Raw genomic sequence first — 24,627 nt, 5'->3', positions numbered from 1 at the left:
CGGTGCTGATAGTGGATCGTTGATCCATGTCCCGGTGTGGCGGCCCGCACTTACAGTTCCTCGGCGTACGGAACGGCGATGCGGCCGCTCGGACGCCAAGCGACGAGGTCGGCCGCCGGTGCCCGGCGCGCCCAACGGGCCGGGGTGCACAGGAGGAACGGTGTCGACCAGTCGACTTGCAGGCTTCAAGGACCTCTCCGTCGCTCAGCGGCGGGAGCTGGTGGCGGCGCACGCGGGGGCGGACGCGCTGTCCGTGTTCGACCCGCACTCCGGGCTGGGCCTGGAGCAGGCCGACCACATGATCGAGAACGTGGTGGGCGTGCTCGGCGTCCCGCTGGGCGTGGCCACCAACTTCACGGTCAACGGCCGCGACGTCCTGGTGCCGATGGCCACCGAGGAGCCTTCCGTGGTCGCGGCGGCCAGCAACGCCGCCCGGATCGCCCGCGTGCGCGGTGGTTTCACCACCTCGTCCACCGATCCGATCATGCAGGCCCAGGTGCAGATCGTCGACGTCGCCGACCCGGAAGCCGCTCGGCTGCGGCTGCTGGAGGCCCGGCAGGAGCTGATCGCGCTCGCCGACCAGCAGGATCCGCGGCTGGTCGAGTTCGGCGGCGGTGTCCGCGACCTCGTGGTGCGGTTGGTCGACTCGCGCGTCCAGCGCTACGTGGTCGCGCACCTCGTGGTGGACGTGCGGGATGCGATGGGGGCGAACGCCGTCAACACGATGGCCGAGGCGATCGCCGAGCGCGCCGCGCAGATCGCGGGCGGTCGGCCGCTGCTGCGGATCCTGACCAACAAGGCCGATCTGCGGCTGGCCCGGGCACGAGCGGTCTTCGACGCCGAATCGGTCGGCGGTGCTGAGGTCGTCGCCGACATCGTCCACGCCGCGGCCCTGGCCGAGGCCGACCCGTACCGGGCGGCGACCCACAACAAGGGGATCATGAACGGCATCACCGCGGTGGTGCTCGCGACCGGGAACGACACGCGCGCGGTGGAAGCCGGTGCGCACTCGCACGCGATCGGCCCGGACGGGCGCTACACGGCGCTGTCCCGGTTCGAGCAGGACGTCGACGGGAACCTGGTCGGCACCCTCGAGCTGCCGATGGCCGTCGGGCTGGTCGGCGGAGCGACCAAGGTCCACCCCGTCGCCCAGCGCGCTGTGCAGGTCCTCGGGGTGTCCACCGCCGCCGAACTAGCCGAGATCATCACCGCGGTCGGGTTGGCGCAGAACTTCGCCGCAGTGCGGGCTTTGGCGACCGAGGGGATCCAGCGCGGCCACATGTCGCTGCACGCCCGCAACGTCGCGGTTGCCGCCGGGGCGACGGACGCGGAGCTGGCCGCCGTCGTGGCGCGGTTGGTCGGGGACAAGGCGGTCCGCGCCGACCACGCGGAGAAGGTCCTGGGCGAACTGCGCGCGGAGGCCGGGCGATGAGCCGGGAACCGGAGCAGTACGTGCAGGTGTGGGGTGACGCGGTCAACCCGAAGCACCTGTGGCTGTCGGTTCTGCTCGGTGCCGCAACGGGTTTGGCCGCGTTGCTGGTGGCGGGATGGGCGTTGCGCGGTGCGGCGGTGAGCCCGGAACTGCGGGATGGCTACGCGCTGCTGGCGGGCCTGCTCGGGTGCCTGGTGGCGGCTGTCGTGTGCGCGAAGTTGTTCCCTCCCAAGCGGATCGTGCACGAGCACGCGCTCTCGCCCGAGGATCACCAGGCCGCGATCGCGGAGGTCTTGGCGGCCAGCGGCGCGGGATCCACCGGTGCGCTCTCGCCGCACGCGGAGCGGGAACTGCGCTCGGTCGGGCTCCACGACGCGTTCGCCCAGGCCGAGCAGCGGAATCCGGAGGGCAGGCCGTGATCCTGAACGAGATCCTGATCGCCCTGAGCATGGGCCTGATCGGCGCGGTGGTGTTCTCCGCGATCGGCATGGTCTCCGGCACCGACGAGACTGCGACGCTGGCACCGCTGACGCTCCTGGTGGTGATGCTCGGCGTGCCACCGGTCGGGGTGTTCACCTTCTTCATCGCCGCGGCGGTGTCCAAGCACATGACCCACGCCATCCCCACCACGCTGCTGGGCATCCCGGGTGACACCACGGCGGTTCCGCTGCTGCCGGAGGCGAACATGCTCCGCCGGCTGGGGATTCCGCACATCGCGCTGCGCAAGGCGATCTCGGGCGCGATCCTGTCCGCGTTCATCGCGGTGCCGGTGGCCGTCGGGCTCGCCGCGGTGCTGGCGCCGCTGGGCACCCACATCACCGCCGCCGCGCCGTACGTCTTCGTCGTCGCGGCGGTGCTGATCGGGTACTTCTCACCGGGCCGCTGGACCAGCATCGCGTGCATCGTGCCGTTCGTCCTGCTGGTGACGGCCGTCAACGCGCTGTCCAAGGACGTCATCGGCGAGACCCTGAGCATCAGCTTCTTCCTCGGCATCGCCGTGGGACCGCTGATCGCCGACCTGCTCCAGCTGGCTTCCCGGACCGGGCGGTCGGCGATGCCCGCCACCGGCCGCAAGGTGTTCTGGCTGGGGCCGGAGGTCAAGGACTGGAGCGGCTACCTGCCCAATCCCGCGAAGGTCCTCAGCCCGAAGCAGATCGCGATGACGTCGGCCGCGGCCGGGGTCAGCTCGACGACCTTCGTGTTCAGCCCGGTCGCGACGACGGTGCTCGCCGGCGAGCTCGTCGGCTCCCGCATCAAGCACGTCTACGAGCGGTTGACCTCCGTGCTGGCGGTCAAGAACGGCACGACGGAGTCGACGTACCTCGCGGAGACGCTGATCCCGCTCGTCGCCTTCGGCCTGCCGCTGAGCCCGGTCGCCGCAGGCCCGGCCGCACCGCTGTTCAACGCCCCGCCGGTGTACGGCGTCGACGAGGCGACCGGCCAGGTGCACAACCTGCACACCATGATGTCCACCTGGCAGTTCCTGGTGTTCGGCCTGGTCGGCGTGGGGCTGGCGGCGATCGTCGCGTACCCGCTGAGCATGAACTTCGCCCGCTCGGCGAGCCTGTGGGTGATGCGGAAGGTCAGCCACGAAGCGCTGATCGGGGCCTTCGCCGGGCTGATCGTGGTGATCTCCTGGTACGAGGGCGGTGCTTTCGGCGTGGCGGCGACGCTGCTGATCGCCACCTTCGCAGGTGTGGCGAACCGCCTGTTCGGCATGAACGCAGGAGTCCAGTTCATGGCCTACTACGTCGCGGTCCTCTTCGTCCCCAAGGTCATCGGCCTGGCCTGACGAGCCCCGGGAAGCCGGTCTGCCACCACGTGCGGCAGGCCGGCTTTCGCGTTTTGCGCCGCGCTGCAACGATTTCCTCAATAGGACGGCTTCTCATCGCGCTGGGGTGGTTCCTCGGGGTGATGCCCGGCAGCGGCCAGGCCGGTGGTGGCGACCGCGGCGAAAGCGTCGATGGCGGCATGCCTGCGCCGCGGCACCCACACCACCGAAGTCCGCCAGGACAGCGGGGAATCCTCCAACGGCCGCCACACCAGCCCCTTGCGCGGCTCGCCCGGTGGCGGCTCGTTGAAGTGCACCCCGCGTCCGGCCAGGACGAGGCCGTGCACGAAGTTCGGGTTGCGCGCGTGCCGGATCGCGCCGGGGCGGAAGCCTTCCGCACGGCAGATCGACAGGACGTGGTCGTAGAGCATCGGCGCCATCGCCCGCGGGAAGATCACCAGCGGCTGCCCGTTGAGGTCGCGCAGCCGCACCTGCTCGGAATCGGCGAGCGGGTGTTCGACGGGGAGCAGCACGCCGAGCGCGCGGCGCGCGACCGGGCTGGAGTCCAGGCCCGAGATGTCGCAGGGGTGGCGGACCATGGCCGCGTCCAGGCTGCCTTCCCGCAGCGCCGCCAGCTGCTCGTCGGTGGTGAGCTCGTGCAGGTCGACCAGCACGTCGGGGGCCCGCTCGGCGAACTCGTGCAGCAAGGTGCGCAGCGTGACGGGCATCGTGTCCGGCGGGATGCCGACGTGCACGACGCCGTTCTCGCCGGGACGCAGCCTCCGCATCGCCTCCTGCGCCGACTCCGCGCTCTCCAGCACCCGGCGTGAGTGCTCCAGCAGCAGCGCCCCGGCCTCGGTGAGCGTGACCTGGCGGCGGCCGCGGTCGAAGAGCTCAACCCCGAGTTCCCGTTCCAGGTCGCGGATGCGCTGCGACAGCGGCGGCTGCGCCATGTGCAGCCGGGCGGCCGCGCGGCCGAAGTGCAGCTCCTCGGCCAGCACGGTGAAGTAGCGGAGGTGGCGGAGTTCCATATCGCTTTGATATCACCGCCGGAGCGGAATGGTGTTGGACGCGGTCCCGCTCCGCTTGCTTGCATTTCATGCACCGGTTCCGGATGCCCGACCGGTTTCGCCGAATCGTCACGCTCATTCACCGAACCCGGATCGCTTTTCGCGATCTCCCGGAGGTATTCCCATGAACGTTCCAGCGGCCACCGCTTCGAGCACCGAGACCGTCCTGCTGCGGCGCGAAGCGATTCCCGGCGGCACGGTCGGCGTGGTCACCCTCAACCGGCCGGCCAAGCTGAACGCCTGGACGAACGACATGCGCACCCGGCTGGTGGAGATCTTCACCGAGCTCGGCGCGGACGAGGACTGCCGCGCGGTGGTGATCACCGGCTCCGGCCGGGCGTTCTGCGCAGGTCAGGACCTAGCCGAGACGGCCGCGATCGATCAGTCCGACCACGCCGCGGCGGAGGCCTGGATCGACAGCTTCGACGTGCTGTACCGGGCGTTGCGCGACATCGACAAGCCCACCATCGCCGCGATCAACGGGGTGACCGCCGGTTCCGGGTTCCAGTTCGCGCTGCTGGCCGACCTCCGGGTGGGGCACGCCGGGGTGAGCATGGGGCAGCCCGAAGTGCGTTCCGGAATTCCGAGCATCACCGGGATCTGGGCGATGTGGGAGATCCTCGGCAAGGCGAAGACGATCGAATTCACGCTCACCGCGGAACTGGTGGACGGAGCGGAGGCCCAGCGGCTCGGACTGCTGACCAAGCTGGTCGAGGAGGACGCCGTGCTCGACGAAGCGATCTCGCTCGCCGCGAAGCTCGCCGAACTCCCGCCCGGCGCCGTGGAACTGACCAAGGCGCGGCTGCGCGAGATCGACGACGCGGCGCTCACCGACGCCGTCGAGTCGGCGAAGAAGGTGCACGCCGCTGCCTACGCCACCGGCGAACCGCAGCGCGAGATGGACCGCTTCCTGAGCAAGCGCCGCTGACCGCCACCGCACGAACAGGAGCGCACCGATCCGCATGAGCACCATCGAATCCGAACGCCCGGTCGTGCCACCCGGAGACCTCGCCGAGGGTGAGCGCGCCTACCGGGAGCTGATCGCCGGTCAGCGCTGGCACGTCCCCGAGCGCTACAACATGGCCGCCGACGTCGCCGACCGGCACCCGGGCGACCGGACCGCGCTGATCTTCGAAGACCACACCGGCCGGCACCAGGAGGTGAGCTGGGCGGAGGTCCGCGAGCGGTCCCTGCGGGTGGCCGCGCACCTGCACGCGCTGGGAGTCCGCAAGGGCGACCGGGTGGCGGTTTTGCTGCCGCAGCGGCCGGACACCCCGGCGACCTACCTGGGCGTGCTGCGCACCGGTGCCGTCCTGGTGACCATGTCGCTGCTGTGGGCGGACGAGCCGATCTCCTACCGGCTCGCCGACTCCGGCAGCACCGTGCTGGTCACCGAGCAGGCGGAGCTGGACCGCGCCCGGCCGCTCGCCGACGAGGCCGGTGCGCGGCTGGTGAGCGTGGACGACCCGGCGATAGCGCGGCACCCAGCGGAGTTCGACACCGTCGACACCGCGGCCGACGACCCCGCGCTGATCTTCTACACCTCGGGCACGACCGGCGAGGCGAAGGGGATCGTGCACGCGCACCGAACCCTGCTGGGGCACAACGAGTTCCAGTACTGCCACGACCTGCGGCCCGGGGACGTCTTCTACGGCGCGGGTGACTGGGCGTGGTCGATGGCCAAGCTCATGGGGCCGCTGCGGGCGGGCGCGACGCACCTGGTCTACCGGCCCGCGGCCGGGTTCGACCCGGAAGGGCTGCTGGCGGCCATGGCGCGCAACCGGGTCACCACGGCGCTGGTGAACCCGACCTTCGTGCGCAAGATGCGCGCCGACGTCCCCGATGCCGGAACCCGCTACCCGCAGTCGCTGCGCGTGGTGTGCTGCGCCAACGAGCCGCTCACGGCCGATCTGATCGAGTGGTTCGACGAGCAGTTCGGCGTGACCCTGCTGGACTACTACGGTTCCACCGAGTCCTACCCGCTGGTGGGCAACTTCCCGGGCGTTCCGGTCAAACCGGGCTCGATGGGGCGTCCGCTGCCCGGCTGGGACGTGGCGTTGCTGGACGAGCAGGAGCGGCCGGTCGAACCGGGGCAACCCGGCGAGATCTGCCTGCGGGCGGGCAGCAACCCGCAGTTCCCGCTGGGCTACTGGCGGCGTCCCGAGGCGTCGGCGAAGGAGTTCGGCGGCGACTGGTACCACACCAAGGACCAGGCGGTGGTGGATTCCGACGGCTACTACTGGTTCCTCGGGCGCACCGACGACGTCATCAAGACCTCCGGCTACCGGGTGGGCCCGTACGAGGTCGAGGCGGTGCTGCGCGAGCACCCGGCGGTCGCCGACGCCGGTGTGGTGGGCCTGCCGGACCCGGTCCGGGGTCAGGTGGTCAAGGCGTGGATCGAGCTGGCCGAAGGGTTCTCGCCGAGTCCGGAGCTGGGCGAGCAGATCATGTCCTTCGCCAAGGAGAACCACTCCCGGTTCGCCTGCCCGCGGCTGGTCGAGTTCGATCCGCAGCTCCCGCGTTCGGCCACCGGGAAGATTCAGCGCGCCGAGCTGCGGCGGCGTGACCTGAGCTGAGCAGAGGTGGTGGGGCACCGGCAGGAGCGGTGCCCCACCGCAGAACCCCACCGGTTTCCCAGCAACGACAGAAGCCGGGCCTAGTACCGGACACAATGGACAGGAGCTCGGATATGTCGCCGGATCAGCTCGCCACCGCACGTCCAACGAGCCAGGAGGTGTCCCGGACGCGGCGACGGGTCACCATCGCCACCGCCATCGGCAACTTCGTCGAGTGGTTCGACTCCGGTGCTTACGCCGTCATGTCGGCCACGATCGCGATGCTGTTCTTCCCCCGCTTCGACTCGGCCGCGGCGCTGCTGGCGACCTGGGCGATCTTCGGCGCGGGCTTCGTCGCCCGGCCGCTCGGGGCGCTGTTCTTCGGCCGCTACGGCGACCGGATCGGGCGCAACCGCGCGCTCGCGCTGAGCGTGCTGTGCATGAGCGCTTCGACGCTGCTCATCGGGCTTTTGCCGACGTATTCCGCCATCGGTCTGGCGGCGCCGCTCCTGCTGCTGCTCATGCGCATGGTGCAGGGGTTCTCCACCGGTGGTGAGTACACCGGTGCTTCCTCGTTCATCATGGAGTACGCACCGGACGGTCGGCGGGCGCGCTACGCCAGCGTCGTGCCGATGACTGTCGGCGTGGCGGCGGTGGCCGGATCCGCGGTGGGCGTGCTGCTCACCGGTTTGCTCTCGGAGGAGGCGCTGCAGTCCTGGGGCTGGCGGATTCCGTTCCTGATCGCCGGGCCGCTCGGCGCGATCGGCCTCTACCTGCGTTCCCGGCTCGCGGACACCCCGGTGTTCCGCACGCTCGAGAGCGCCGAGAACAAGACCCGGACCCCGCTCCGGGACGCGCTCAAGGTGGCCCGCAAGCAGATCTTCGCGCTGTTCGCCTACAGCATCACCAACGCGGTGGGCTACTACTTCATGAGCAGCTACATGATCTCCTACATGTCGAGCTCGCTGGGCTACAGCAAGACGGAGGCGCTGCTCGCCAACCTGGTCTCGATGCTGGCCTACACGGCGGCGTGCCCGTTGATGGCGATGGCGAGCGACCGCTTCGGCCGGCGTCCGATGCTGCTGGCCGCCTGCGGCGGGTTCGTGGTGCTCACCATGCCCTCGTTCCTGCTCATGGAGACCAGCTTGGTCGGGGCGGCGGTGGGCAGTTCGGTGCTGGCCGTCCTGGTGGCGACGATCGGTACCAGCAACGTCCCGGCGATGGTCGAGATGTTCCCCGCGCACCTGCGGGCCAGCGGATCGGCGATGGGCTACACCGCCGCCTACGTCCTGTTCGGCGGCACCGCGCCGTTCGTCGCGACCTGGCTGGTGGGGACTTCCGGCAACCCGAGCGCCCCGGCCTTCTACCTGGTGGGCGTCGCGGTCGTCAGCCTGCTCGCGGTGATCTTCCTGGTCGCCGAGACGAAGGTGCTGTCCCTGTCCCGCACGACCATCCGCTGACGGGCGCTGGGGTGATCTCAGCTGCGGAGGAAGTACAGGGCGGTCATCGTCGTCGCTGTGGTCAGGACGATGCCGCGCAATGCGCGGGCGGGTAGGCGGCGGGCGATGCGGGCTCCCGCGAAGCCGCCGCCGATCGCGCCGATCAGGACTGCGATGACCGGACCGGGATAGCTCCAGACGTCGGAGGCGACGAGGAAGAGCGCTGCGGCCGTGGCGTAGATCGCGGCGAGCTGCGCTACGCGGGTGGGGTTGCCCTTCGCCGGGTCGAGGCCGAGGCCGACGCTCCAGAAGGCCAGCATGAGGATTCCGACCGCGCCGCCGAAGTAGCCGCCGTACGCGGCCAGCACGAACTGTCCGATGAGGACACTCCTGGTGCTCAGGTCGATCGGATGGCCTATCGCGGTCGAGAGCAGTCGCGAAGCGGTGCGGCCGAACGCCAGGACCACGGTTGCGAACGCGAGCAGCCAGGGCACCGCGACGCGGAACGACTCGGAAGGCAGCACCAGCAGCAGTCCGGCGCCGAGCGCGCTGCCGACCAGGCTGGTGGTGGTCAGCGCGGTCCTCGACGTGGTTCCGACCTGGACCAGCTCGTTCCGGTACGCCCATGCGCTGGCGAGCGCGCCGGGCAGCAGCGCCACGGTCGAGGACGCGTTCGCGGTGACAGCGGGCAACCCCGCTGCCACCAGGGCCGGCAGGGCCACGAAGGTGCCTCCGCCGCCGACGGCGTTCAGCGCTCCCGCCGCGACACCGACCAGCAACAGGGCGATGAACTCCAGCATGCGGCCAGCATCGAACCCGGTCCCGGCGGGAACAACGTGACGAGAACCGCAGCGCGGCAAGGAAAACGCTCGTGTCGGGTCCGCATCTCGTTGCGGGCACCTGCCGAGGGGGTTCGCAGTGCCGGGCGGAAAAGCCGTCCACCAGCGGAGAACGGGCGTTCGGGGCTCCACTTCGAGCGGGCGTGATCGATCGATTCCGGAGATGAACCCCATCGAAAACAAGCGTTGGCCTGGGTGATGAGCTCTGGCCAACACTGATCCCATGGCGAGTTGTCGCATCACCACGGCTGCCACCGGCCGCGAGGAGCCCGACCGGTGAACCAGGGCCCCGAACGGAACACGTCGACCGACGTGGCCGACCTGCTGCGTGCTTTCGCCCTGCGATTCCTGGTCATCGGGCTCGTCCTGGCCGTCACGGGCGCGACCATGCTGGGGCTGGTCGCTCTCTTGGCGGGCGCTGGGCTCCTGCACCTCTCGCCCAGCGACCGCGGTGCTGCGCCGTGGATCAGCCCAGGAGGTGCTGGAGCAGAGCGCGGGCGGCCGGGTTGACCGGTTCCGCTTGCCGACCCGCCAGGTAGATCGACCTGGCCAGGCCCGGTTGCTCGATCCGGGCGTGCGGAAGCCCGGACCGCTCGGCGACCTGCTCGGGCACGATGCTCACCCCGAGGCCGGCCGCCACCAGCTCGATCAGCAGCGACATGTTCGTGGCCTCGCACACCGGATCGCGGCGGATCCCGGCGTCGGCGCACCGGCGGGCGACCAGCTCCTGCAGGCCGCTGCCGCTGAAGTCCACGAACGGCTCGTCGTCCAGCTCCGCCAGGCGGACGCGACGTCGTCCGGCCAGCCGGTGGTCGGGGTGGCTGAGCAGCACGAGCTCCTGGCGCCACTCGGCGAAGCCGACCAGTTCCTCCGGGAGCTGCCCGTCGAAAGCGACGAAGGCGAGATCCAGCTCGCCGCTGTCGACCGAATCCATCAGGTCGGGAACGATGCCTTGGCGCACGCGGATGCGCACCCCGGGATGGGCCTTCTGGAACGCCCCGAGCTCGCCGGGCAGATCGACCTCCGTCAGCGCCTGGATGGTGCCGATCGCCAGGTGCCCGCGCGAGAGCCCCACCACCGCGGACACCTCGCCACGCGCAGCGACGACGTCGGCGGCGATCCGGTGCGCCATCGGCACCAGCGCCCGTCCGGCCTCGGTCAGCAGCACTCGCCGGGAGGTGCGTTCGAACAGCTTGGTGCCCAGCTCGTCCTCGAGCTTGCGGATCGACGAGCTCAGCGCCGACTGGACGACGTGCACTTCCCGCGCTGCGCCGGTGAAGCTGCCGGTGCGCACCACGGCCAGAAAGTGCTCGAGCTGCCGCAATTCCACCAGCGGAACGATACCCGGGATCATTGCCGCGGTTTCCGCTTGCTGAACAGCAGTGTCAGCGGGGGGACTGGTGGTTGGGGGCGTCGAGGGCTCGGGTGAGGGCGTGGGCTTCGTGGAGGAGGAGGGCGCCGAGTTCGGGTTGGCGCTCCGGGCGGAAGCGGGGTTCGATGCCGGTCAAGGTCAGCGCCCACGCCGGTTTGCCCGCTCGGTCGAACACCGCTGCCGCCATGCCCCAGCTGCCCTCCACCACCAGACCGGGGTTGACCGCGTAGCCGTCGCGGCGGGTGCGGGCGATGCGGGTGCGGACCGCTTCGGGGGAGTGCGACGGGCCCCAGCGGCCGGTCAGGTCGGTGCTCTCCAGGTGGGCGTCGATCTCCGCGTCGTCGAGGAAGGCCAGGATGACCAGGCCTGCGGAGACCACGCCGAGCGGGAACCGGGCGCCTTCGTAGAGCACGAACGAGCGGATCGGGAAGTCGCCGTCCTCGCGCAGCAGGCACACCGTTTCCGAGCCGCGCAGAGCCGAGAAGAACGCGCTCTCGCCGGTCTTGGCCGCCAGCCGGTGCACGCTCGCGCGGGCGTGGTGCGTGACGTCGTAGCGGGCGCCTGCGGTCTGCCCCAGCAGGTACAGCTCAGGGCCGAGGAACCACTGGCCGGTGCGCTGGTCGCGGTCGACGAACCCCTCCTCGGCCAGGGAGCTGAGCAGCCGGTGCACGGTCGGCCGGGGGAGGCCGGTGGCCCTGGCCAGGTCGCTGGTGGCCGCACCGGTCTCGTTGGTCGCCGACAGCGCCCGGAGCACGGTGCCGACCCGGCCGACCAGGTGCGCGTTCGGAGCGCTCATGCAGTCCCGCCTCCCAGTCCCGCCTCTCCGCGATTCACTGTCCCGCCTCTCCGCGATTCACAGTGGTGGTTGCGTTCGGGGTGATCTTGCGTTTTGGGGGTTTCTTGTGGCTGGTTCGCGTCACGGTCCCCTGAGGTGCGGTTGGGCAGGACTGGGGGCTCATGCCATCAGCATAGCGTCCACTCAGTGAACGCTTGGATCGAACAGCGATCGCCCGTTGAACGGTTCGGGCGTGATCAACGGTGATTTGTTGCGGTGAACGGGGGTGCGCCCCTTTACTGCTGCTGTTCGTCCAGCGGACCGATGAAGAGGTGATGAGTTGTCCAAGCTGCGTTCGAGTGCGGCGGAGGCACTGGCCGGGGTGCTCGAGGACGGGATGACGATCGCCGTCGGCGGCTTCGGCCTGTGCGGCATCCCGAGCGACCTCATCGAGGTCGTCCGCGACAGCGGGGTCACCGGCCTGACGGTGGTCTCCAACAACATGGGAGTGGACGGCAAGGGGCTCGGGCTGCTGCTGGAGAACCAGCAGGTGGCCAAGGTGATCGCCTCCTACGTGGGGGAGAACAAGCTGTTCGCCGAGCAGTACCTGGACGGGACGCTGACCGTCGAGTTCGCGCCGCAGGGAACGCTGTCGGAGCGGATGCGCGCCGGTGGCGCGGGGATCGCGGCGTTCTACACCCGCGCCGGCGTCGGAACCCCGGTGGCCGAGGGCAAGCCGCTGGCCGAGTTCGACGGGCACACCTACGTGCAGGAGCGGGCCATCGTCGCCGACGTGGCGCTGGTGCACGCCCACACCGCGGACCCGGCGGGCAACCTCGTCTACCGGCAGAGCGCGCGCAACTTCAACCCGGTCGTGGCGACCTGCGGGAAGGTGACGGCGGTCGAGGTCGAGCACCTCAGCGAGGAGTACCTGGACCCGGAGCGGGTGGTGACGCCGGGCATCTACGTCGACCGGCTCGCGCTGGCGCGACCGCGCGTCAAGGACATCGAGAAGCGCACCGTCCGCCCGCGCCCCTGAGCGCCTCACCTCGAAACTTGGGAGCAACCATGGCCTGGAACCGTGACGAGATGGCGGCGATCGCGGCCACCGAACTCCGCGACGGCGACTACGTCAACCTCGGGATCGGCATCCCGACGCTGGTCGCCAACCACATCCCGGACGGCGTGCGGGTGACCCTGCAGAGCGAGAACGGCATCCTCGGGCTGGGCCCGTTCCCCTACGAGGGGGAGGAGGACCCCGACCTCATCAACGCGGGCAAGCAGACGGTCACGGTCAACCCCGGGGCCAGCTACTTCGACTCGTCGGCGTCCTTCGCGATGATGCGCGGCGGGCGCATCGACATCGCGATCCTCGGCGCGCTGCAGGTGGCCGTGAACGGCGACCTGGCGAACTGGACGATCCCGGGCGCCCTGGTCAAGGGCATGGGCGGCGCGATGGACCTGGTGGTCGGTGCGCGCCGGATCGTGGTGATCACCGATCACGTCGCCAAGGACGGCAGCCCGAAGATCGTCGGGGAGTGCACGCTGCCGCTGACCGGAGCGGGCGTGGTCAACCGGATCGTCACCGACCTCGCGGTGCTCGACGTGACCCCGGACGGGTTGCAGCTGATCTCCGTCGCCCCCGGCGTCACCGAAGAAGAGGTCCGCGAGAAGACCGGTGCCCCGATCCTGGACGCGGTCGCAGCGAGCTGACCCCTTCTCCGTCCCTTGTGGACGAAACTTCCGGCACGACCCGCGGCGCCACGCGGGTCGTGCCGGATCTGCGTCGGGCCAGGGCTTCAGAGCAGCCGCCGCAAGGCTTCGCCGACAGCGGCGACTCCGTCACCGATCTCCGTCGTCGTTCTGGCGGCGTAGCCCAGGACGAGTCCTGGTCGGTGCGGGCGCTGACCGTGCCACGACAGCGGCTGGACTTTCACGCCGTGCCCGAGTGCCGCGAAGGCGAGGTCTGCGTCGGAGAAGCCGGCGTCGAAGGTGATCAGCAGATGCAGGCCCGCTGCGGCACCGTGCACTTCTGCGCCGGGCAGGTGAGCGCGGATCGCGTCGACCATGGCGTCCCGGCGTTGCCGGTGGCGGCGGCGCAGTTGGCGCAGATGGCGTTCCAGCACGCCCGATTCCACCAGCCGCGCCAGGGTGAGCTGCGGCAGCACCGCATTGCCCAGGTCTGCGTACCGCTTCGCGTCCACCAGGTCGTCGCGATAGCGCTCGGGGGCCAGGACCCAGCCGACCCGGAGCGCGGGGGCGAGGAGCTTGGAGATGCTGCCCGCGTAGATGACCTCTTCGGCGAGCATCGAGCGCAGGGCGGGCACCGGCGGCCGGTCGTAGCGGTGCTCGGCGTCGTAGTCGTCCTCGACGATCAGTCCGCCGTCCGCGGCCCAGCGCATGAGCTCGCGACGCCGCTCGCCGCTCAGCACCACGCCGGTCGGGAACTGGTGAGCGGGTGTCAGCAGCACGGCTGGGGAGCCTGCGGTGCGCAGGTGCTCGACGCGCAGACCGTCGGCGTCGACCGGGATCGGCGGAGTGCCCACCCGCTGGCTGTTCAGGTGCTGGCGGGCTCCGAGCGATCCGGGGTCCTCCACCGCCACTTCGCGGATTCCCGAGCTGTGGAGCACTTGCGCGACCAGGGTGAGCGCTTGGGCAGTGCCCGCGACGATGAGGACCTCGCTCGGGTCCACCAGGATTCCGCGAGTGCGGGCCAACCAGGTCGCCACGGCCGAACGCAGCGCGGTGGTCCCGCGGGGATCTCCGTATCCGAACCCCGCTGATGAGAGCTCGCCGAGCGCGGCGTGTTCCGCGCGCAGCCAAGCTGCCCGGGGGAAAGCCGCGAGGTCCGGCGTTCCGGGGGACAGGTCGATCCGGGCAGGCATCGCGCGGAAGGAGTCGAAGACGTCGGCGCCGGGCGCAGCTTCGAACAACGAGTCCGGCGAGGGCGTTTCGTCCCGGGCTGGCGGCGACGCCGGTGCGGTTCGGGCGGGAGCGGCCACGACGATCGTTCCGCTGCGCCCGCGACCGGCCACGTGGCCATCTTCGCTCAGCCGTTGGTACGCCTCGGTGATCACGCCGCGGGAGACGCGCAGTTCCGCGGCCAGAGTTCGGGTGGCGGGGAGCCTGCTGCCCACCGGGAGACGACCGTCGGCGATGGCGAGCCGGAGCCGCTGGGCCAGCCACTCCGACAGCCCGCCCGCCGGGGCCTGGTCGACGTGCAGCTGCAGGAAGTCCGCTCCCGGGGTTTTGGACCGGTCGACAGCGGCAGTTTTGGACCTGGGCACCGGACCATTGTGGCGCGAGGGTGGGAGGCGACGACCGGGAAGGGAAGAGCGAGGCGCGATGACGATCGACTACGTGCACGGTTACTCGGCACTGGAAACCCGTCGGCTGGGCGCCAGGCGGACACGTTGGCCGCGCTGCTGCACGAGGGCACGGCGTACCCCGCTGGCAGCCGGGTGCTGGAGGTCGGTTGCGGCATCGGTGCGCAGACCGCGCACCTGGTCGCCAGCAGTCCCGGAGCGCGCATCGTGGCGGTCGACGTCAACGAGGCGTCGCTGGGGCAGGCCCGAGCCCGCCTCGCTGCGGACTCGCCCGATGCGGAGGTGGAGTGGCACTGCGCCGACCTGTTCGACCTGCCCTTCTCCGATGCCTCCTTCGACCACCTCTTCGTCTGCTTCGTCCTGGAACACCTGCCCGATCCCCAGCGGGCGCTGCTGGAACTGCGCCGTCTGCTGCGGCCCGGCGGGACCGTCACCGCGATCGAGGGGGACCACGGATCGGTGCTCCTGCACCCCGACAGCGCCCACGCCCGAGCGGCGATCGACTGCCAGGTCCAGCTGCAGTCCCTCGCCGGCGGTGATGCGCACATCGGACGGAGATTGCAGCCGTTGCTCGCCGAAGCCGGATACGACGGCATCACCGTCCAGGCACGGCCGGTCTACGTCGATCAGAACCGGCCGGAGCTGGTCGAAGGCTTCACCCGCAACACCTTCATCGCCATGATCGAATCGGTCGGGAGCGATGCGCTGGCCGCCGGCCTCACCACGTCGGCCGACTGGCGCCGGGGTGTGGCCGACCTCCACCGGGTGGCTGAAGCGGGCGGAACCTTCCACTACACGTTCTTCAAAGCGCTCGCCGCGAAGCTCCCCTGATCTCCAGGGCCGCCGTGATGGTCCGGGGACGCGGGCGCGTGGCAGGCTTGGGGGAGTTGCAGGCGATGGTGGAGGAGTGGGTGTGCGGGCGTACGGGTTCTCCGAAGCGGGTGGGCCGGAGAAGGAGACCTTCCTGGACGTGCCGGTGCCCGATCCGGGGCCGGGTGAGCTGCTGGTGCGGGTTCGCGCCGCTGGGGTGAACCCGGGGGACTGGCGGCTCCGCGAGGGGACCTACGGCGTTGCCGGGCCCGCGGTCCTGGGGCGCGAGGTGGCCGGGACGGTCACCGCGGTCGGGGCTGGTGTCACGGGCTTCTCGGTCGGTGACGAGGTGTTCGGCGGGTGCCCCGGCATGGTCGGCGGATGGGCTGAGCAGGCTCTGGTCACCGCGTCCTTCGCCGCGCGGCGACCGGATTCGGTGTCGCCGGAGGAAGCGGCAGTGCTGCCGGTGGCGAGCGGTACCGCGTACGACGCCCTGGACAACCTCGGTTTGAGCGCTGGGCAGACCCTGCTGGTCAACGGCGCGGGTGGTGGTGTCGGAGTCCCGACGGTGCAGCTCGCGCGAGCCCGGGGGATCAACGTCGTGGGTGTGGCGAGTCCGGCGAAGCACGACCTCGTCGCAGGATTCGGTGCGACCCCGGTGGCCTACGGGGACGGTGTCCTCGACCGGGTACGAGCCGCTGCTCCCAACGGAGTCGACGCGGTCTTCGACCTGGTGGGAGGCGAAGCCCTGCGCACTGTCGCCGGTCTGGTCGAGGACCGCTCGAAACTGCTGTCCATCGCGGACAAAACGCTGGTCGCCGAGCTGGGTGGCCGGACGGTGGAACGCGATCGCAGCACTGCCGTCCTCGATTCCCTGGCCCGGCTGGTCGTTTCGGGGGAATTGGATCCGTGCGTCAAGCAGGTCCGGCCGCTGGACGAGGCCGGTGCGGCGCTCGCGGAGGTCGAGCACGGGCACGTCGTGGGGAAGGTCGTCCTCGTTCCCTGACGGTGGCACGGTGATGTCAGCGGTCCCAACGGCACTAGCTGGTCATTCCGCCAACGCGACTCTCAGGTGCCTCACCGATGGACTCCTGTGCTAGCGCCGGTGCGGGAGATATGGGCCATGTGGTGTGACGTTGCTATGGCAATCCACTTGGTCGACCTGCCCACTTCCGGCTTCGCCAGGTGTCGGCATTCGTGAAGGGTTTGGTCGCCCCAGGAGAAGTCGGCACCGGCGAATTCACTGTGGTTGACGAGTTCGTCGGCCACCTCCAGGAAATACTGCTCGGACGTTCCTGGCGGTGGGGCGCCGGTGCCGCGGCCGGGGATCTTCCGGGCAATGAAGAGGGTCCGGTTCGGCACCGTGTAGTGGATGTACGGGTTCGCCCAGCCGATTCCGTCGTCGTCGCCGGGAACGGGGTGGACGACGCCGTAATCCCCGTAACGGATGCGGTGTTGACAGCTTTGTTGAACCGCTCTCCAAAGGTCCACTTCAGCGCGGTCCCGGAAATGGGTCTCGTACCCGTTGCGCTTTTTAGGTGTCGACCCGGCCAGCAACCCGATTGAGGCGAGCTCGCAGTTCTCGGCGACATCGTTGATAACGCCGAGCAGCTCGTGAACTCTCCGCTCGTCGACGCGGTCGACGTAGCCTTCGTCGAGGAGCAAGTGGATCTCTCGACTGCTTGCCCCAGTGGCTCTCGCGACGCGGGCGATCCGATCGACCAAGCGCGGGTTACCGCCTCTCGAAGCATGCCTGCATCGCAGGGCGATCTCCCTGGGATTGTGCTCGCGAAGCAACCGCACCCTGCGCAGTTCCCGATCATCAACCGTCGGCGCGATGACGGGAATCAAGGCTGGAACGTGGGCGTTCAAGAGATTTCTCTCGCGCTTCTCGTCGAGCTCGGCTTCGATCTTCGCATCGAGGTGCTCAAATGCTCCTCCGGGGATCGACCCGAACGGACTCGACGGGGATAGCCACGTCGTATCCAGCCACAAGGAACGGCCTGCCCGCACAGCGGCGACGCCCATTCGCACGATCTTGGTAGTGATGCGGCTGTCGACCTTCAGGCTGTTGAGCAGTTCGACTGAGATGACGGGGGCTTCTGTTCCGAGATCGGTCCTCAGAACTGCATCGATCTCACCCTGCTTGCTCTTCAGCGCCAGAACGGGTGCAAGCGGTGAATCAACCACGGGCATGCCTCCTCGTCGTCGCGCCGAGCCGTCAGGTGCGACGATGGTCGCGGCAGCGCGTGGAAGATGACCGGTCGAGTGGTCCGCACTTCCTCTCGTCGAGCGAAATGAACAGGACGAGCCTGGTGCTGGTCGCCCTTCGCCCTCAGCGTCGCAGTTGCTTCCGACGGCATCCATCGGCCGAACGAGTGGATGATCATTGGCTCGGGGCAGTGGAGAGTCAGGCGTGTTCCTGGGCCGAATCCTTGGCTCGGCTGGTCGTTTCGGGGGAATTGGATCCGTGCGTCAAGCAGGTCCGGCCGCTGGACGAGGCCGGCGCGGCGCTCGCGGAGGTCGAGCACGGGCACGTCGTGGGGAAGGTCGTCCTCGTTCCCTGAAAACCGCCGCACGGGCGGCGGAATTCTGGTCGAATTCGGGGCATGGCCGATTTCTTCGACGACGTAGCACCGGTTCGGCGGGTCCGATATGACGTGATGGACGTCCACCACCCGGAGGAAGCCGGGCCGCGGCCGGCGGTGATCTTCGTGCACGGTGGTCCCGTTCCCGAGGACGTCGAGCCCAAGCCACGGGACTGGGAGGGGTTCATCGGCTACGGCGCGCTGGCTGCGGCGGCCGGGCTGGTCGGGATCACCTTCAACCACCGGCTCCACACCGACATGCACTACCCGCAGGCCGCGGACGACGTCGCCGCGGTGATCGAGCGGACGCGGCAGCTCGACGTCGTCGACGGCGACCGCATCGCGCTGTGGTGCTTCTCCGGAGGCGGGCCGATCGCCGCGTCGTACCTGCGCACCGCGCCGTCGTGGCTCCGCGCGGTCGGGTTCACCTACCCGGTGCTGGCCCCGCCGCCCGACTGGCCCGGCGACAAGCCGCGCTTCAACGCGGTGGAGGCGGTCTCCGAGCACCCGGAGCTGCCCAAGCTGCTGGTGCGGGTCGGCGACGAGTACGAGTTCTTCGTGCCCACCCAGGACGCGTTCGTCAAGGAGGCCCGCGAAGCCGGTGCTGACCTGGAAGTCATCGAAATCCCGGACGCGGCACACGGTTTCGAGGGGCACGGGCCGAATCCCGCTGCCCGCCAAGCGGTCGACCGGGCAGTGGACTGGATGGTCGCCGCTCTGAACAAGTGAGCTCCGGAACCACGCGGCGGTGAACGTTCACGTCTGCGCTACCGGTTCGTTCGTCGTTGATCACGTGGTGGACGGCTCGTCCCCGCAGGATCTCGACGACGTTTCGGACAAAGCAGACGAGGAGTTCGCATGTTGCGCCGGATCGCGGTTGCTGCCGCAGCCGCACTGGTGGTGTCGATCGGGCTGGCACCAGCACCCGTTGCCACCGCCGCCGAGGTGGACGTCGCCGCCATCGCGCATCGCGGGGCATCCGCCTACGCACCGGAGAACACCCTGGCCGCGGTGCGGCTCGGCGTGCAGATGCGGGCCGACCTGGTGGAGATCGACGTCCAGCAGACCGAGGACGGCGCGCTGGTCGTCGCCCACGACAACACCTTGGAGCGCACCACCGACGTCGAGCAGAAGTTCCCGGACCGCGCGCCGTGGCGGATCTCCGACTTCACCCTCGACGAGATCCGCACCCTGGACGCGGGTTCGTGGAAGGCGCCCGAGTTCGCCGGTGAGCAGGTCCCGACGCTGGCCGAGGTGCTGGACGTCCTGCAGCGCGGCCGCGCCGGCCTGCTGCTGGAGGCCAAGTCGCCGGAGCTCTACCCGGGCATCGCCGAGCGCATCGCAGGCGAACTCCAGGCGCGGCCCTCGTGGGTGCGGCCCGACCCGGAGGCCCGCAACCTCGTGGTGCAGAGCTTCGACTGGGACTTCGTCCGCCACTTCCACGACCTGCTGCCGCAGGTGCAGGTGGGGGTGCTGGGCGCGCCGACCGAGGCCGAACTCGCCGACGTGGCGACCTATTCGAACCAGGTCAACCCGAACCAGGCGCAGGCGACACCGGAGTACATCGCCGCCGTCCACGAGCACGGGATGCGGATCAACCCGTACACGGTCAACGACGCGGCGCAGATGCGAATCCTGATCGAGCGCGGTGTGGACGGCATCATCAGCGACCGCCCCGACGTCCTGCGCTCGGAGATCGACGGAGCCTGACGAGCCAACTGACGCGAAGCGGGCCGTTCCTCCGGGGAGCGGCCCGCTTCGCGGGTTGACCTTGACGCAGGGGCAAGCCGTCAGGCTGGTCGGCATGACGGCGAAGATCGAGCACTTCACGGTCCACCACGACGGGGTCGCGATCGCAGGTTCTCGCGGTGGCCGGGGACGACCGCTGGTCCTGTGCCCCGGGTTGCTCACGACGCAGGCCGATCTGGGCGAGCTGGTCGGGTTGCTGCGGCGCGACCACGACGTGGTGACCTTCGACCTGCGAGGTCACGGGCTTTCCTCGGCCGCCGACCGGTATTCCTTCGACGCGTTCCTCGGTGATCTCGCCGCAGTGCTCGCGGAGCTGAGCCTTCCGGCGCCTGTGCTCGTGGGCCACTCGCTGGGCGCGGATCTGATCGTGCACCACGCCTCGGAGCATCCCGAGATCGGCGCCGAACTCGTCCTCGTCGACGGGGCGAACCCGGTGCCCGAACCGTTCATCACCGAGGACGACCTGCCCGAGTTCCGCGCGATGGCGGAAGAACTGCGGCGCGAGGTGGAGTCCCTCGAGGGCACGCCGCGCCAGGTTTTGCTCACCGAGCAGGAGATCCTCGGGCTGAACCTCGAGGTGGAAGCTGTGCGGTCCGGAATCCTCGACAGGTACCGGAAGATCGACCTCCCGATCAGCATGATCATGTCGACGTCGATGGCCGGCGACAGCGGTGAAGGGCGTGCACCGTGGCGCAACCGGAACTGGCGCGCCGGCATCGAGCGGCTGGTCCGCGCGCGGCCGCGCACCACCACGGCCTGGCTCGACGCGGATCACGGGCTGATGGTCGCTCGCGCCCCGGAAGTCGCCCGGCTCATCCGTCGCGCATCGGGTCGGTCATGACCCGGCGAACAGCCGCGGGGCCCAGGAGACTGGTCGGATGCTGACGATCGGTGAGCTGGCGTCGCACGCCGGGGTGACGGTGCGCGCGGTGCGGCACTACCACGCCAAGGGGCTGCTGCCGGAGCCGGAGCGGGACAGGGCTGGCTATCGGCGGTACGACGCCGGTGCGGTGATCGAGCTGGTCAAGATCCGGACCCTCGCCGAGGCGGGGGTACCGCTGGCGCGCGTGCGGGAGCTGCTGCGGGCAGACCAGGAGGAGTTCGCCGCAGCCGTCGCCGACATCGACGCGAGGTTACGGGCGGAGATCCGGCAGCGGCAGCGGCATCGCGAGCGGATCGTCGGCCTCTCCTCCGGAGACAGCCTGGTGCTGCCCCCGGAGGTGGTCGACTTCCTCGAACGGCTGCGGGAGCTCGGCGTCGACGAGCGGATCGTCCAGGTCGAACGCGACGGCTGGATTCCCCTGGTCGCACGCTCTCCCGGGCGGGTCCGGGAGTGGATCGCGCGCAAGCAGGAGCAGATCGCCGACCCGAAGTTCGTCGACCTGTACCTCGCGCTGGGCCAAGCGTTCGACTGGGCCGACGACGACCCGCGGCTGGTCGAGCTGGCCGACGAGCTGGCAACCCTCGTCACCCACCTCGCCGAGCAGCGCGGCGATGCCTACGTCGACGACGTCGACGTGGACCCGCCGTTGGCGGAGCTGATGGACGCCCTGGCATTCGAGACCGCGCCGCCGGCCCGCCGCCTGATCGAACTGCTGGCGGAGCGCGGCTGGCGGGGCTGGACGAAGCTCGAACGAGCGGACCCCGCGCGACGTTCCCGGTAACCGCCACAGGGAGTCCACAGTGGATTATTTGGGAATGATGCACTGCTGGCGGCGAGAACTGCGCACCTCCCGCTGTGGTCGTGGACTCAAAATTCCATTGAAATCGGAGGTTCGATTTCAATGGAATTTGCGGATCCGCGCGCCGGGGTCACTGCTCGGCGGTGGGTTCTTGGATCGAGGGCCAGGTGGTGAGGAGGCGGGTGAGGGATTCGGTGGTTTCGCGGATTGCCGTGACCGAGCAGGTTTCGTCGCTGACGTGGGCCTGGTCCGGGTCGCCCGGGCCGTAGACGATCACCGCGGGGGAGCCGAGGGCCGGTGCCAGGACCGAGGCGTCGGTGAAGTACGTGGCGTATTCCGGATTCTGGTCGGCGTTTTCCGGGCGCAGCGCCGCCACGATGGCGCGGGCCAGCGGGTCCTCGGCGCTGGTCGCGACGCCCGGCAGGTCCAGTTCGGCGGCGATTTCCGTGCCGGGGAGCGCGAGTTCGGTGATCGCGGTGCGCGCGTCGTCGGCGGTGAACTCCGGGGTGGTGCGGATGTCGAGCAGCAGATCGGCCCGGTCGGGCACCAGGTTCGGCTGCACGCCGGAGTGGAACGCGCCGACGTTGACCGTGGCCGGGCCGTGCGTCGGGCTGGTCGGCCAGTCGTCGTGGCGGTGGATGCGCACCGCGGTCTCGGCGAGCGCGGCCAGGGCGTTCTCGCCGAGTTCCGGGCGGGACCCGTGCGCGCTCCTGCCGTGCGCGGTGAGCCGCAGCCACAGAACTCCCTTGTGCCCCAGCACGATCCGGTTGGCGGTGGGCTCGGCCACCAGCAGCGCGGGGCTGGGCGTGAGCTCGGGCAGCAGAGCCGCACCTTCGCAGCCCGTTTCCTCGCCGAAGGTGAACACCAGCTGCGCGGCGAGCTCGTCCGGGGCGGTGCGGGCGGCCTGCACCGCTGCCGCGACGATCGCTGCCACCCCGGCCTTCATGTCGCTGCTGCCCCGACCGCGGAGCCGGTCGCCGTGGATCTCGCCGCTGTGCGGGTCGAACGTCCACGTCGCGGGGTCGGCGGGCACCGTGTCGAGGTGCCCGGTGAGGGTGAGCGGGGTGCCGGTGCCGAACCGGGCGACGAGGTTGGCCCGGCCGGGGCGCGGCTCGTCGACGGCCACCTCGAAGCCGGCGGCGGTGAGCAGCGGGGCGATCAGTTCGGCGGCGGCCTTCTCGCCCGCGGCGCGGGTGTCGAGGCGGACGAGTTGTTGGGTGAGCTCGATCGGGTCGGGCACGGGTCCTCCGGATCAGGGCTTGGGCGGAACAGCGGAACCGCGGATGACCAGCTGCAGCGGGAGGTTCCGCCGCACGGTGCTGCCGCCGGGGTCGGCGATGCGGGTGTGGACGAGCTCGAGCGCGCCGCGGGCCAGCTCGGCGACGGGCTGCTGCAGGGTGGTGAGCTTCGGGCGCAGCCATTCGCCGACCCGGATGCCGTCGCAGCCGACCACCGAGAGGTCTTCGGGGATGCTCAGGCCGTGCAGTTCGGCGGCGCCGAGGACGCCGACCGCGGCGATGTCGCTGCCGACGAACACCGCGGTGGGCGGCTGCGCGGCGCCGGTGAGGTACGGGAAGGTGCTCGCGCCGAACTGCTCGGTGTAGGGGCCGTGCAGGACCAGGCCCTCGTCGACCTCCAGCCCGGCGTGCTCCATCGCGTCGCGGTACCCGCGCAGCCGGTCGCGGGTGGTGGACAGCTCGCGAGGTCCGGCGATGTGCGCGATGCGCTGGTGGCCGAGCTGCGCGAGGTAGGCGGTGGCCTGGTAGGCGCCGCCGTAGTTGTCCACTCCGATGGTGTCCACGCCGGTGGTGTTGGCGATCTCCTCGTCCAGGACGACCACCGGCAGCCCGTCGGCGATGGCCTGCAGCAGCCGCGGGTTCTCGCGGTGCATCCCGACGTAGATCATTCCGTCGATGTCCTCGGTGTCCGCGACGAAGTCGCTGACCTTGGCCTCGCGCTGCGCTTGCCGGCCGGTGACCCCGATGACCAGCGAGGCGCCGCTGACGGCCGCGGCGGTGGCGATCTCCTCGGCCAGCGCGGCGAAGAACGGGTTGGCCAGTTCCGGGACGATCAGCGCGATGACCGGTGCGTGGTCGCGCCCGGTGTCCGCGGTGGCCGCCGGGCGCACCTCGTAGTGCAGCTCCTGGACGGCGGCGTCGATCCGCGCGGCGGTCTCGGGCTGCACCTTCAGCTGGCCGCGCAGGTAGCGCGACGCCGTCGAGGTCGACACTTGCGCACGTTGCGCAACGCGCGTCAACGTCATCCGCGTCCCTTCCATCGAGTGCTTTGGGCGCAGTGTATCGGCAAGGTGGCTCAGGTCGACGCTTGACGGAGGGCGCGGCGCGGATTAGTTTGCGCAACATCGAGCGCAAATTTTGCGCAAAATCATCTAACAGGGGAGGCGGATTTGAGCCGCGTGCTGCTGGCCGGGGAGTCCTGGGTGGCCCGGACGACCGACGTCAAGGGCTTCGACGCCATCGATCGCGCCCAGCTCGAGATCGGGGCCGAGGCGTTGCTCGCGGCGTTGCGCGCAGAAGGCCACGACGTGGTCCACCTGCCGTCGCACCTCGTCGCGACGGACTTCCCCGCGTCGCTCGACGAGCTCGGCGAGTACGACGTGGTGATCCTGTCCGACATCGGCGCGAACTCGCTGCTGCTGCACCCGCAGGTGTTCAACCAGGGCCGCCGGTTCCCGAACCGGCTCAAGCTGCTGGCCGAGTGGGTGCGCGCCGGCGGCGGGCTGGCGATGGCCGGCGGCTACCTCAGCTTCCAGGGCTTCCAGGGCAAGGCGAACTTCCACGACACCCCGATCGAGGAGGTGCTGCCGGTGGAGATCCTGCCCTACGACGACCGGGTGGAGTCCCCGGAAGGCGTCTTCGGCGAGCTCACCGGTACCGCCCACCCCGTCGTCGAGGGCCTGGACGCGCAGTGGCCGGCCCTGCTCGGCTACCAGAAGCTCGTCGCCAAGTCCGACGCGACCGTGCTCGCCACCGTCGAGTCGCGGCCGCTGCTGGCGGTGCGCACCGAGGGCGAGGGCCGAACCCTGGCCTTCGCCTCGGACATCTCGCCGCACTGGGCGCCGACCGAATTCCTGGAGTGGGACGGGTACCGTCGGCTGTTCCACCAGGCGGTCACCTGGTTGGCCGGCGACCGGTAGTCCCTCCGCCTCCACTGTTTCCAGACTCACCTTGCGTGGCGGTGCGGGTGGCGGAACCTCAG

25 protein-coding genes are annotated in these 24,627 nt (G+C 70.1%); 17 read left to right on the top strand and 8 right to left on the bottom strand.

Annotated elements, in window-relative coordinates:
- Nucleotides 1–160 precede the first annotated feature (160 nt).
- Genes OU415_RS30310 through OU415_RS30300 form a run of 3 tightly spaced genes read left to right on the top strand, consistent with a single transcriptional unit; the run spans nucleotide 161 to nucleotide 3,224 of the window.
- Complete coding sequence (locus tag OU415_RS30310; RefSeq protein WP_270952811.1) at nucleotides 161–1,432, top strand: hydroxymethylglutaryl-CoA reductase, degradative; 1,272 nt, start codon at nucleotides 161–163, stop codon at nucleotides 1,430–1,432.
- Nucleotides 1,429–1,851 (top strand): hypothetical protein, encoded by a 423-nt coding sequence (locus tag OU415_RS30305; RefSeq protein WP_270952810.1) that lies wholly within the window; start codon nucleotides 1,429–1,431, stop codon nucleotides 1,849–1,851. Before OU415_RS30310 ends, OU415_RS30305 begins: the two co-directional genes overlap by 4 nt.
- A complete protein-coding gene (locus tag OU415_RS30300; protein ID WP_270952809.1) occupies nucleotides 1,848–3,224 on the top strand; it encodes a tripartite tricarboxylate transporter permease in 1,377 nt (458 codons plus the stop codon). The genes OU415_RS30305 and OU415_RS30300 overlap by 4 nt, the downstream gene beginning before the upstream one ends.
- Nucleotides 3,225–3,301: 77 nt before the next feature.
- Here the strand turns inward: OU415_RS30300 and OU415_RS30295 are convergent, their stop codons facing one another.
- Entirely contained in the window at nucleotides 3,302–4,234 is a 933-nt protein-coding gene (locus tag OU415_RS30295; protein WP_270952808.1) for a LysR family transcriptional regulator, read from the bottom strand.
- A gap of 163 nt (nucleotides 4,235–4,397) precedes the next feature.
- On the opposite strand from OU415_RS30295, the gene OU415_RS30290 reads away from it, so the two are divergent.
- From OU415_RS30290 to OU415_RS30280, 3 genes are all read left to right on the top strand, one after another.
- Entirely contained in the window at nucleotides 4,398–5,201 is an 804-nt protein-coding gene (locus OU415_RS30290; RefSeq protein WP_270952807.1) for an enoyl-CoA hydratase/isomerase family protein, read from the top strand.
- Nucleotides 5,202–5,235: 34 nt separating this feature from the next.
- On the top strand, nucleotides 5,236–6,849 hold the full coding sequence (locus OU415_RS30285; protein ID WP_270952806.1) for an acyl-CoA synthetase: 1,614 nt from the start codon (nucleotides 5,236–5,238) through the stop codon (nucleotides 6,847–6,849).
- Nucleotides 6,850–6,962: 113 nt separating this feature from the next.
- Nucleotides 6,963–8,288 (top strand): MFS transporter, encoded by a 1,326-nt coding sequence (locus OU415_RS30280; protein WP_270952805.1) that lies wholly within the window; start codon nucleotides 6,963–6,965, stop codon nucleotides 8,286–8,288.
- Nucleotides 8,289–8,305: 17 nt separating this feature from the next.
- Here the strand turns inward: OU415_RS30280 and OU415_RS30275 are convergent, their stop codons facing one another.
- Nucleotides 8,306–9,067, bottom strand: a complete 762-nt coding sequence (locus tag OU415_RS30275; RefSeq protein ID WP_270952804.1) for a sulfite exporter TauE/SafE family protein — start codon at nucleotides 9,065–9,067, stop codon at nucleotides 8,306–8,308.
- Nucleotides 9,068–9,382: 315 nt separating this feature from the next.
- Here OU415_RS30275 and OU415_RS30270 point away from each other — a divergent pair, with 315 nt between their 5' ends.
- Nucleotides 9,383–9,616, top strand: a complete 234-nt coding sequence (locus OU415_RS30270; RefSeq protein WP_270952803.1) for a hypothetical protein — start codon at nucleotides 9,383–9,385, stop codon at nucleotides 9,614–9,616.
- On the opposite strand, the gene OU415_RS30265 is transcribed toward OU415_RS30270, so the two are convergent.
- Nucleotides 9,573–10,436, bottom strand: a complete 864-nt coding sequence (locus tag OU415_RS30265) for a LysR family transcriptional regulator (protein WP_270952802.1) — start codon at nucleotides 10,434–10,436, stop codon at nucleotides 9,573–9,575. The genes OU415_RS30270 and OU415_RS30265 overlap by 44 nt on opposite strands.
- Before the next feature lie 55 nt (nucleotides 10,437–10,491).
- Complete coding sequence (locus tag OU415_RS30260) at nucleotides 10,492–11,274, bottom strand: IclR family transcriptional regulator (protein ID WP_270952801.1); 783 nt, start codon at nucleotides 11,272–11,274, stop codon at nucleotides 10,492–10,494.
- Nucleotides 11,275–11,593: 319 nt separating this feature from the next.
- On the opposite strand from OU415_RS30260, the gene OU415_RS30255 reads away from it, so the two are divergent.
- On the top strand, nucleotides 11,594–12,292 hold the full coding sequence (locus OU415_RS30255) for a CoA transferase subunit A (protein WP_270952800.1): 699 nt from the start codon (nucleotides 11,594–11,596) through the stop codon (nucleotides 12,290–12,292).
- A 29-nt stretch (nucleotides 12,293–12,321) separates the two neighbouring features.
- Complete coding sequence (locus OU415_RS30250; RefSeq protein WP_270952799.1) at nucleotides 12,322–12,966, top strand: CoA transferase subunit B; 645 nt, start codon at nucleotides 12,322–12,324, stop codon at nucleotides 12,964–12,966.
- Between the two features lie 86 nt (nucleotides 12,967–13,052).
- On the opposite strand, the gene pdxR is transcribed toward OU415_RS30250, so the two are convergent.
- Nucleotides 13,053–14,540, bottom strand: coding sequence for a MocR-like pyridoxine biosynthesis transcription factor PdxR (gene pdxR, locus OU415_RS30245; RefSeq protein ID WP_270952798.1), 1,488 nt, complete (start codon nucleotides 14,538–14,540; stop codon nucleotides 13,053–13,055).
- Nucleotides 14,541–14,666: 126 nt separating this feature from the next.
- Here pdxR and OU415_RS30240 point away from each other — a divergent pair, with 126 nt between their 5' ends.
- Nucleotides 14,667–15,410 carry a methyltransferase domain-containing protein gene (locus OU415_RS30240; protein WP_270952797.1) on the top strand — a complete coding sequence of 248 codons (744 nt, stop codon included), beginning with the start codon at nucleotides 14,667–14,669 and terminating at the stop codon, nucleotides 15,408–15,410.
- An 82-nt stretch (nucleotides 15,411–15,492) separates the two neighbouring features.
- Entirely contained in the window at nucleotides 15,493–16,395 is a 903-nt protein-coding gene (locus OU415_RS30235) for an NADP-dependent oxidoreductase (protein ID WP_270952796.1), read from the top strand.
- A 71-nt stretch (nucleotides 16,396–16,466) separates the two neighbouring features.
- Here OU415_RS30235 and OU415_RS30230 read toward each other — a convergent pair whose 3' ends face one another.
- The gene (locus OU415_RS30230) at nucleotides 16,467–17,585 is read right to left on the bottom strand and encodes a beta family protein (protein ID WP_270952795.1); all 1,119 of its coding nucleotides are present in this window, start codon (nucleotides 17,583–17,585) and stop codon (nucleotides 16,467–16,469) included.
- Nucleotides 17,586–17,686: 101 nt separating this feature from the next.
- Between OU415_RS30230 and OU415_RS30225 the strand changes: the two genes are divergently transcribed.
- The 5 genes from OU415_RS30225 (at nucleotide 17,687) to OU415_RS30205 (ending at nucleotide 21,390) form a co-directional block, all read left to right on the top strand.
- Nucleotides 17,687–17,956, top strand: coding sequence for a zinc-binding dehydrogenase (locus OU415_RS30225; protein WP_270952794.1), 270 nt, complete (start codon nucleotides 17,687–17,689; stop codon nucleotides 17,954–17,956).
- A 42-nt stretch (nucleotides 17,957–17,998) separates the two neighbouring features.
- The gene (locus tag OU415_RS30220) at nucleotides 17,999–18,706 is read left to right on the top strand and encodes an alpha/beta hydrolase (RefSeq protein ID WP_270952793.1); all 708 of its coding nucleotides are present in this window, start codon (nucleotides 17,999–18,001) and stop codon (nucleotides 18,704–18,706) included.
- A 129-nt stretch (nucleotides 18,707–18,835) separates the two neighbouring features.
- Nucleotides 18,836–19,687 (top strand): glycerophosphodiester phosphodiesterase family protein, encoded by an 852-nt coding sequence (locus OU415_RS30215; protein WP_270952792.1) that lies wholly within the window; start codon nucleotides 18,836–18,838, stop codon nucleotides 19,685–19,687.
- Nucleotides 19,688–19,781: 94 nt separating this feature from the next.
- Nucleotides 19,782–20,567 carry an alpha/beta fold hydrolase gene (locus tag OU415_RS30210; RefSeq protein ID WP_270952791.1) on the top strand — a complete coding sequence of 262 codons (786 nt, stop codon included), beginning with the start codon at nucleotides 19,782–19,784 and terminating at the stop codon, nucleotides 20,565–20,567.
- A 37-nt stretch (nucleotides 20,568–20,604) separates the two neighbouring features.
- Nucleotides 20,605–21,390 carry a MerR family transcriptional regulator gene (locus OU415_RS30205; RefSeq protein WP_270952790.1) on the top strand — a complete coding sequence of 262 codons (786 nt, stop codon included), beginning with the start codon at nucleotides 20,605–20,607 and terminating at the stop codon, nucleotides 21,388–21,390.
- Between the two features lie 148 nt (nucleotides 21,391–21,538).
- Here the strand turns inward: OU415_RS30205 and OU415_RS30200 are convergent, their stop codons facing one another.
- A complete protein-coding gene (locus OU415_RS30200) occupies nucleotides 21,539–22,648 on the bottom strand; it encodes a M20 family metallopeptidase (RefSeq protein ID WP_270952789.1) in 1,110 nt (369 codons plus the stop codon).
- Nucleotides 22,649–22,660: 12 nt separating this feature from the next.
- Nucleotides 22,661–23,671 carry a LacI family DNA-binding transcriptional regulator gene (locus OU415_RS30195; protein WP_270952788.1) on the bottom strand — a complete coding sequence of 337 codons (1,011 nt, stop codon included), beginning with the start codon at nucleotides 23,669–23,671 and terminating at the stop codon, nucleotides 22,661–22,663.
- 153 nt (nucleotides 23,672–23,824) lie between these two features.
- Here OU415_RS30195 and OU415_RS30190 point away from each other — a divergent pair, with 153 nt between their 5' ends.
- The gene (locus OU415_RS30190; protein WP_270952825.1) at nucleotides 23,825–24,565 is read left to right on the top strand and encodes a glutamine amidotransferase; all 741 of its coding nucleotides are present in this window, start codon (nucleotides 23,825–23,827) and stop codon (nucleotides 24,563–24,565) included.
- Nucleotides 24,566–24,627 lie beyond the last annotated feature (62 nt).

Source organism: Saccharopolyspora oryzae, assembly GCF_027853915.1.
Classification (GTDB): domain Bacteria; phylum Actinomycetota; class Actinomycetes; order Mycobacteriales; family Pseudonocardiaceae; genus Saccharopolyspora; species Saccharopolyspora oryzae.
The sequence above is the reverse complement of the archived record's forward strand: the minus strand, read 5'-3'. Positions and strand labels throughout refer to the sequence as shown.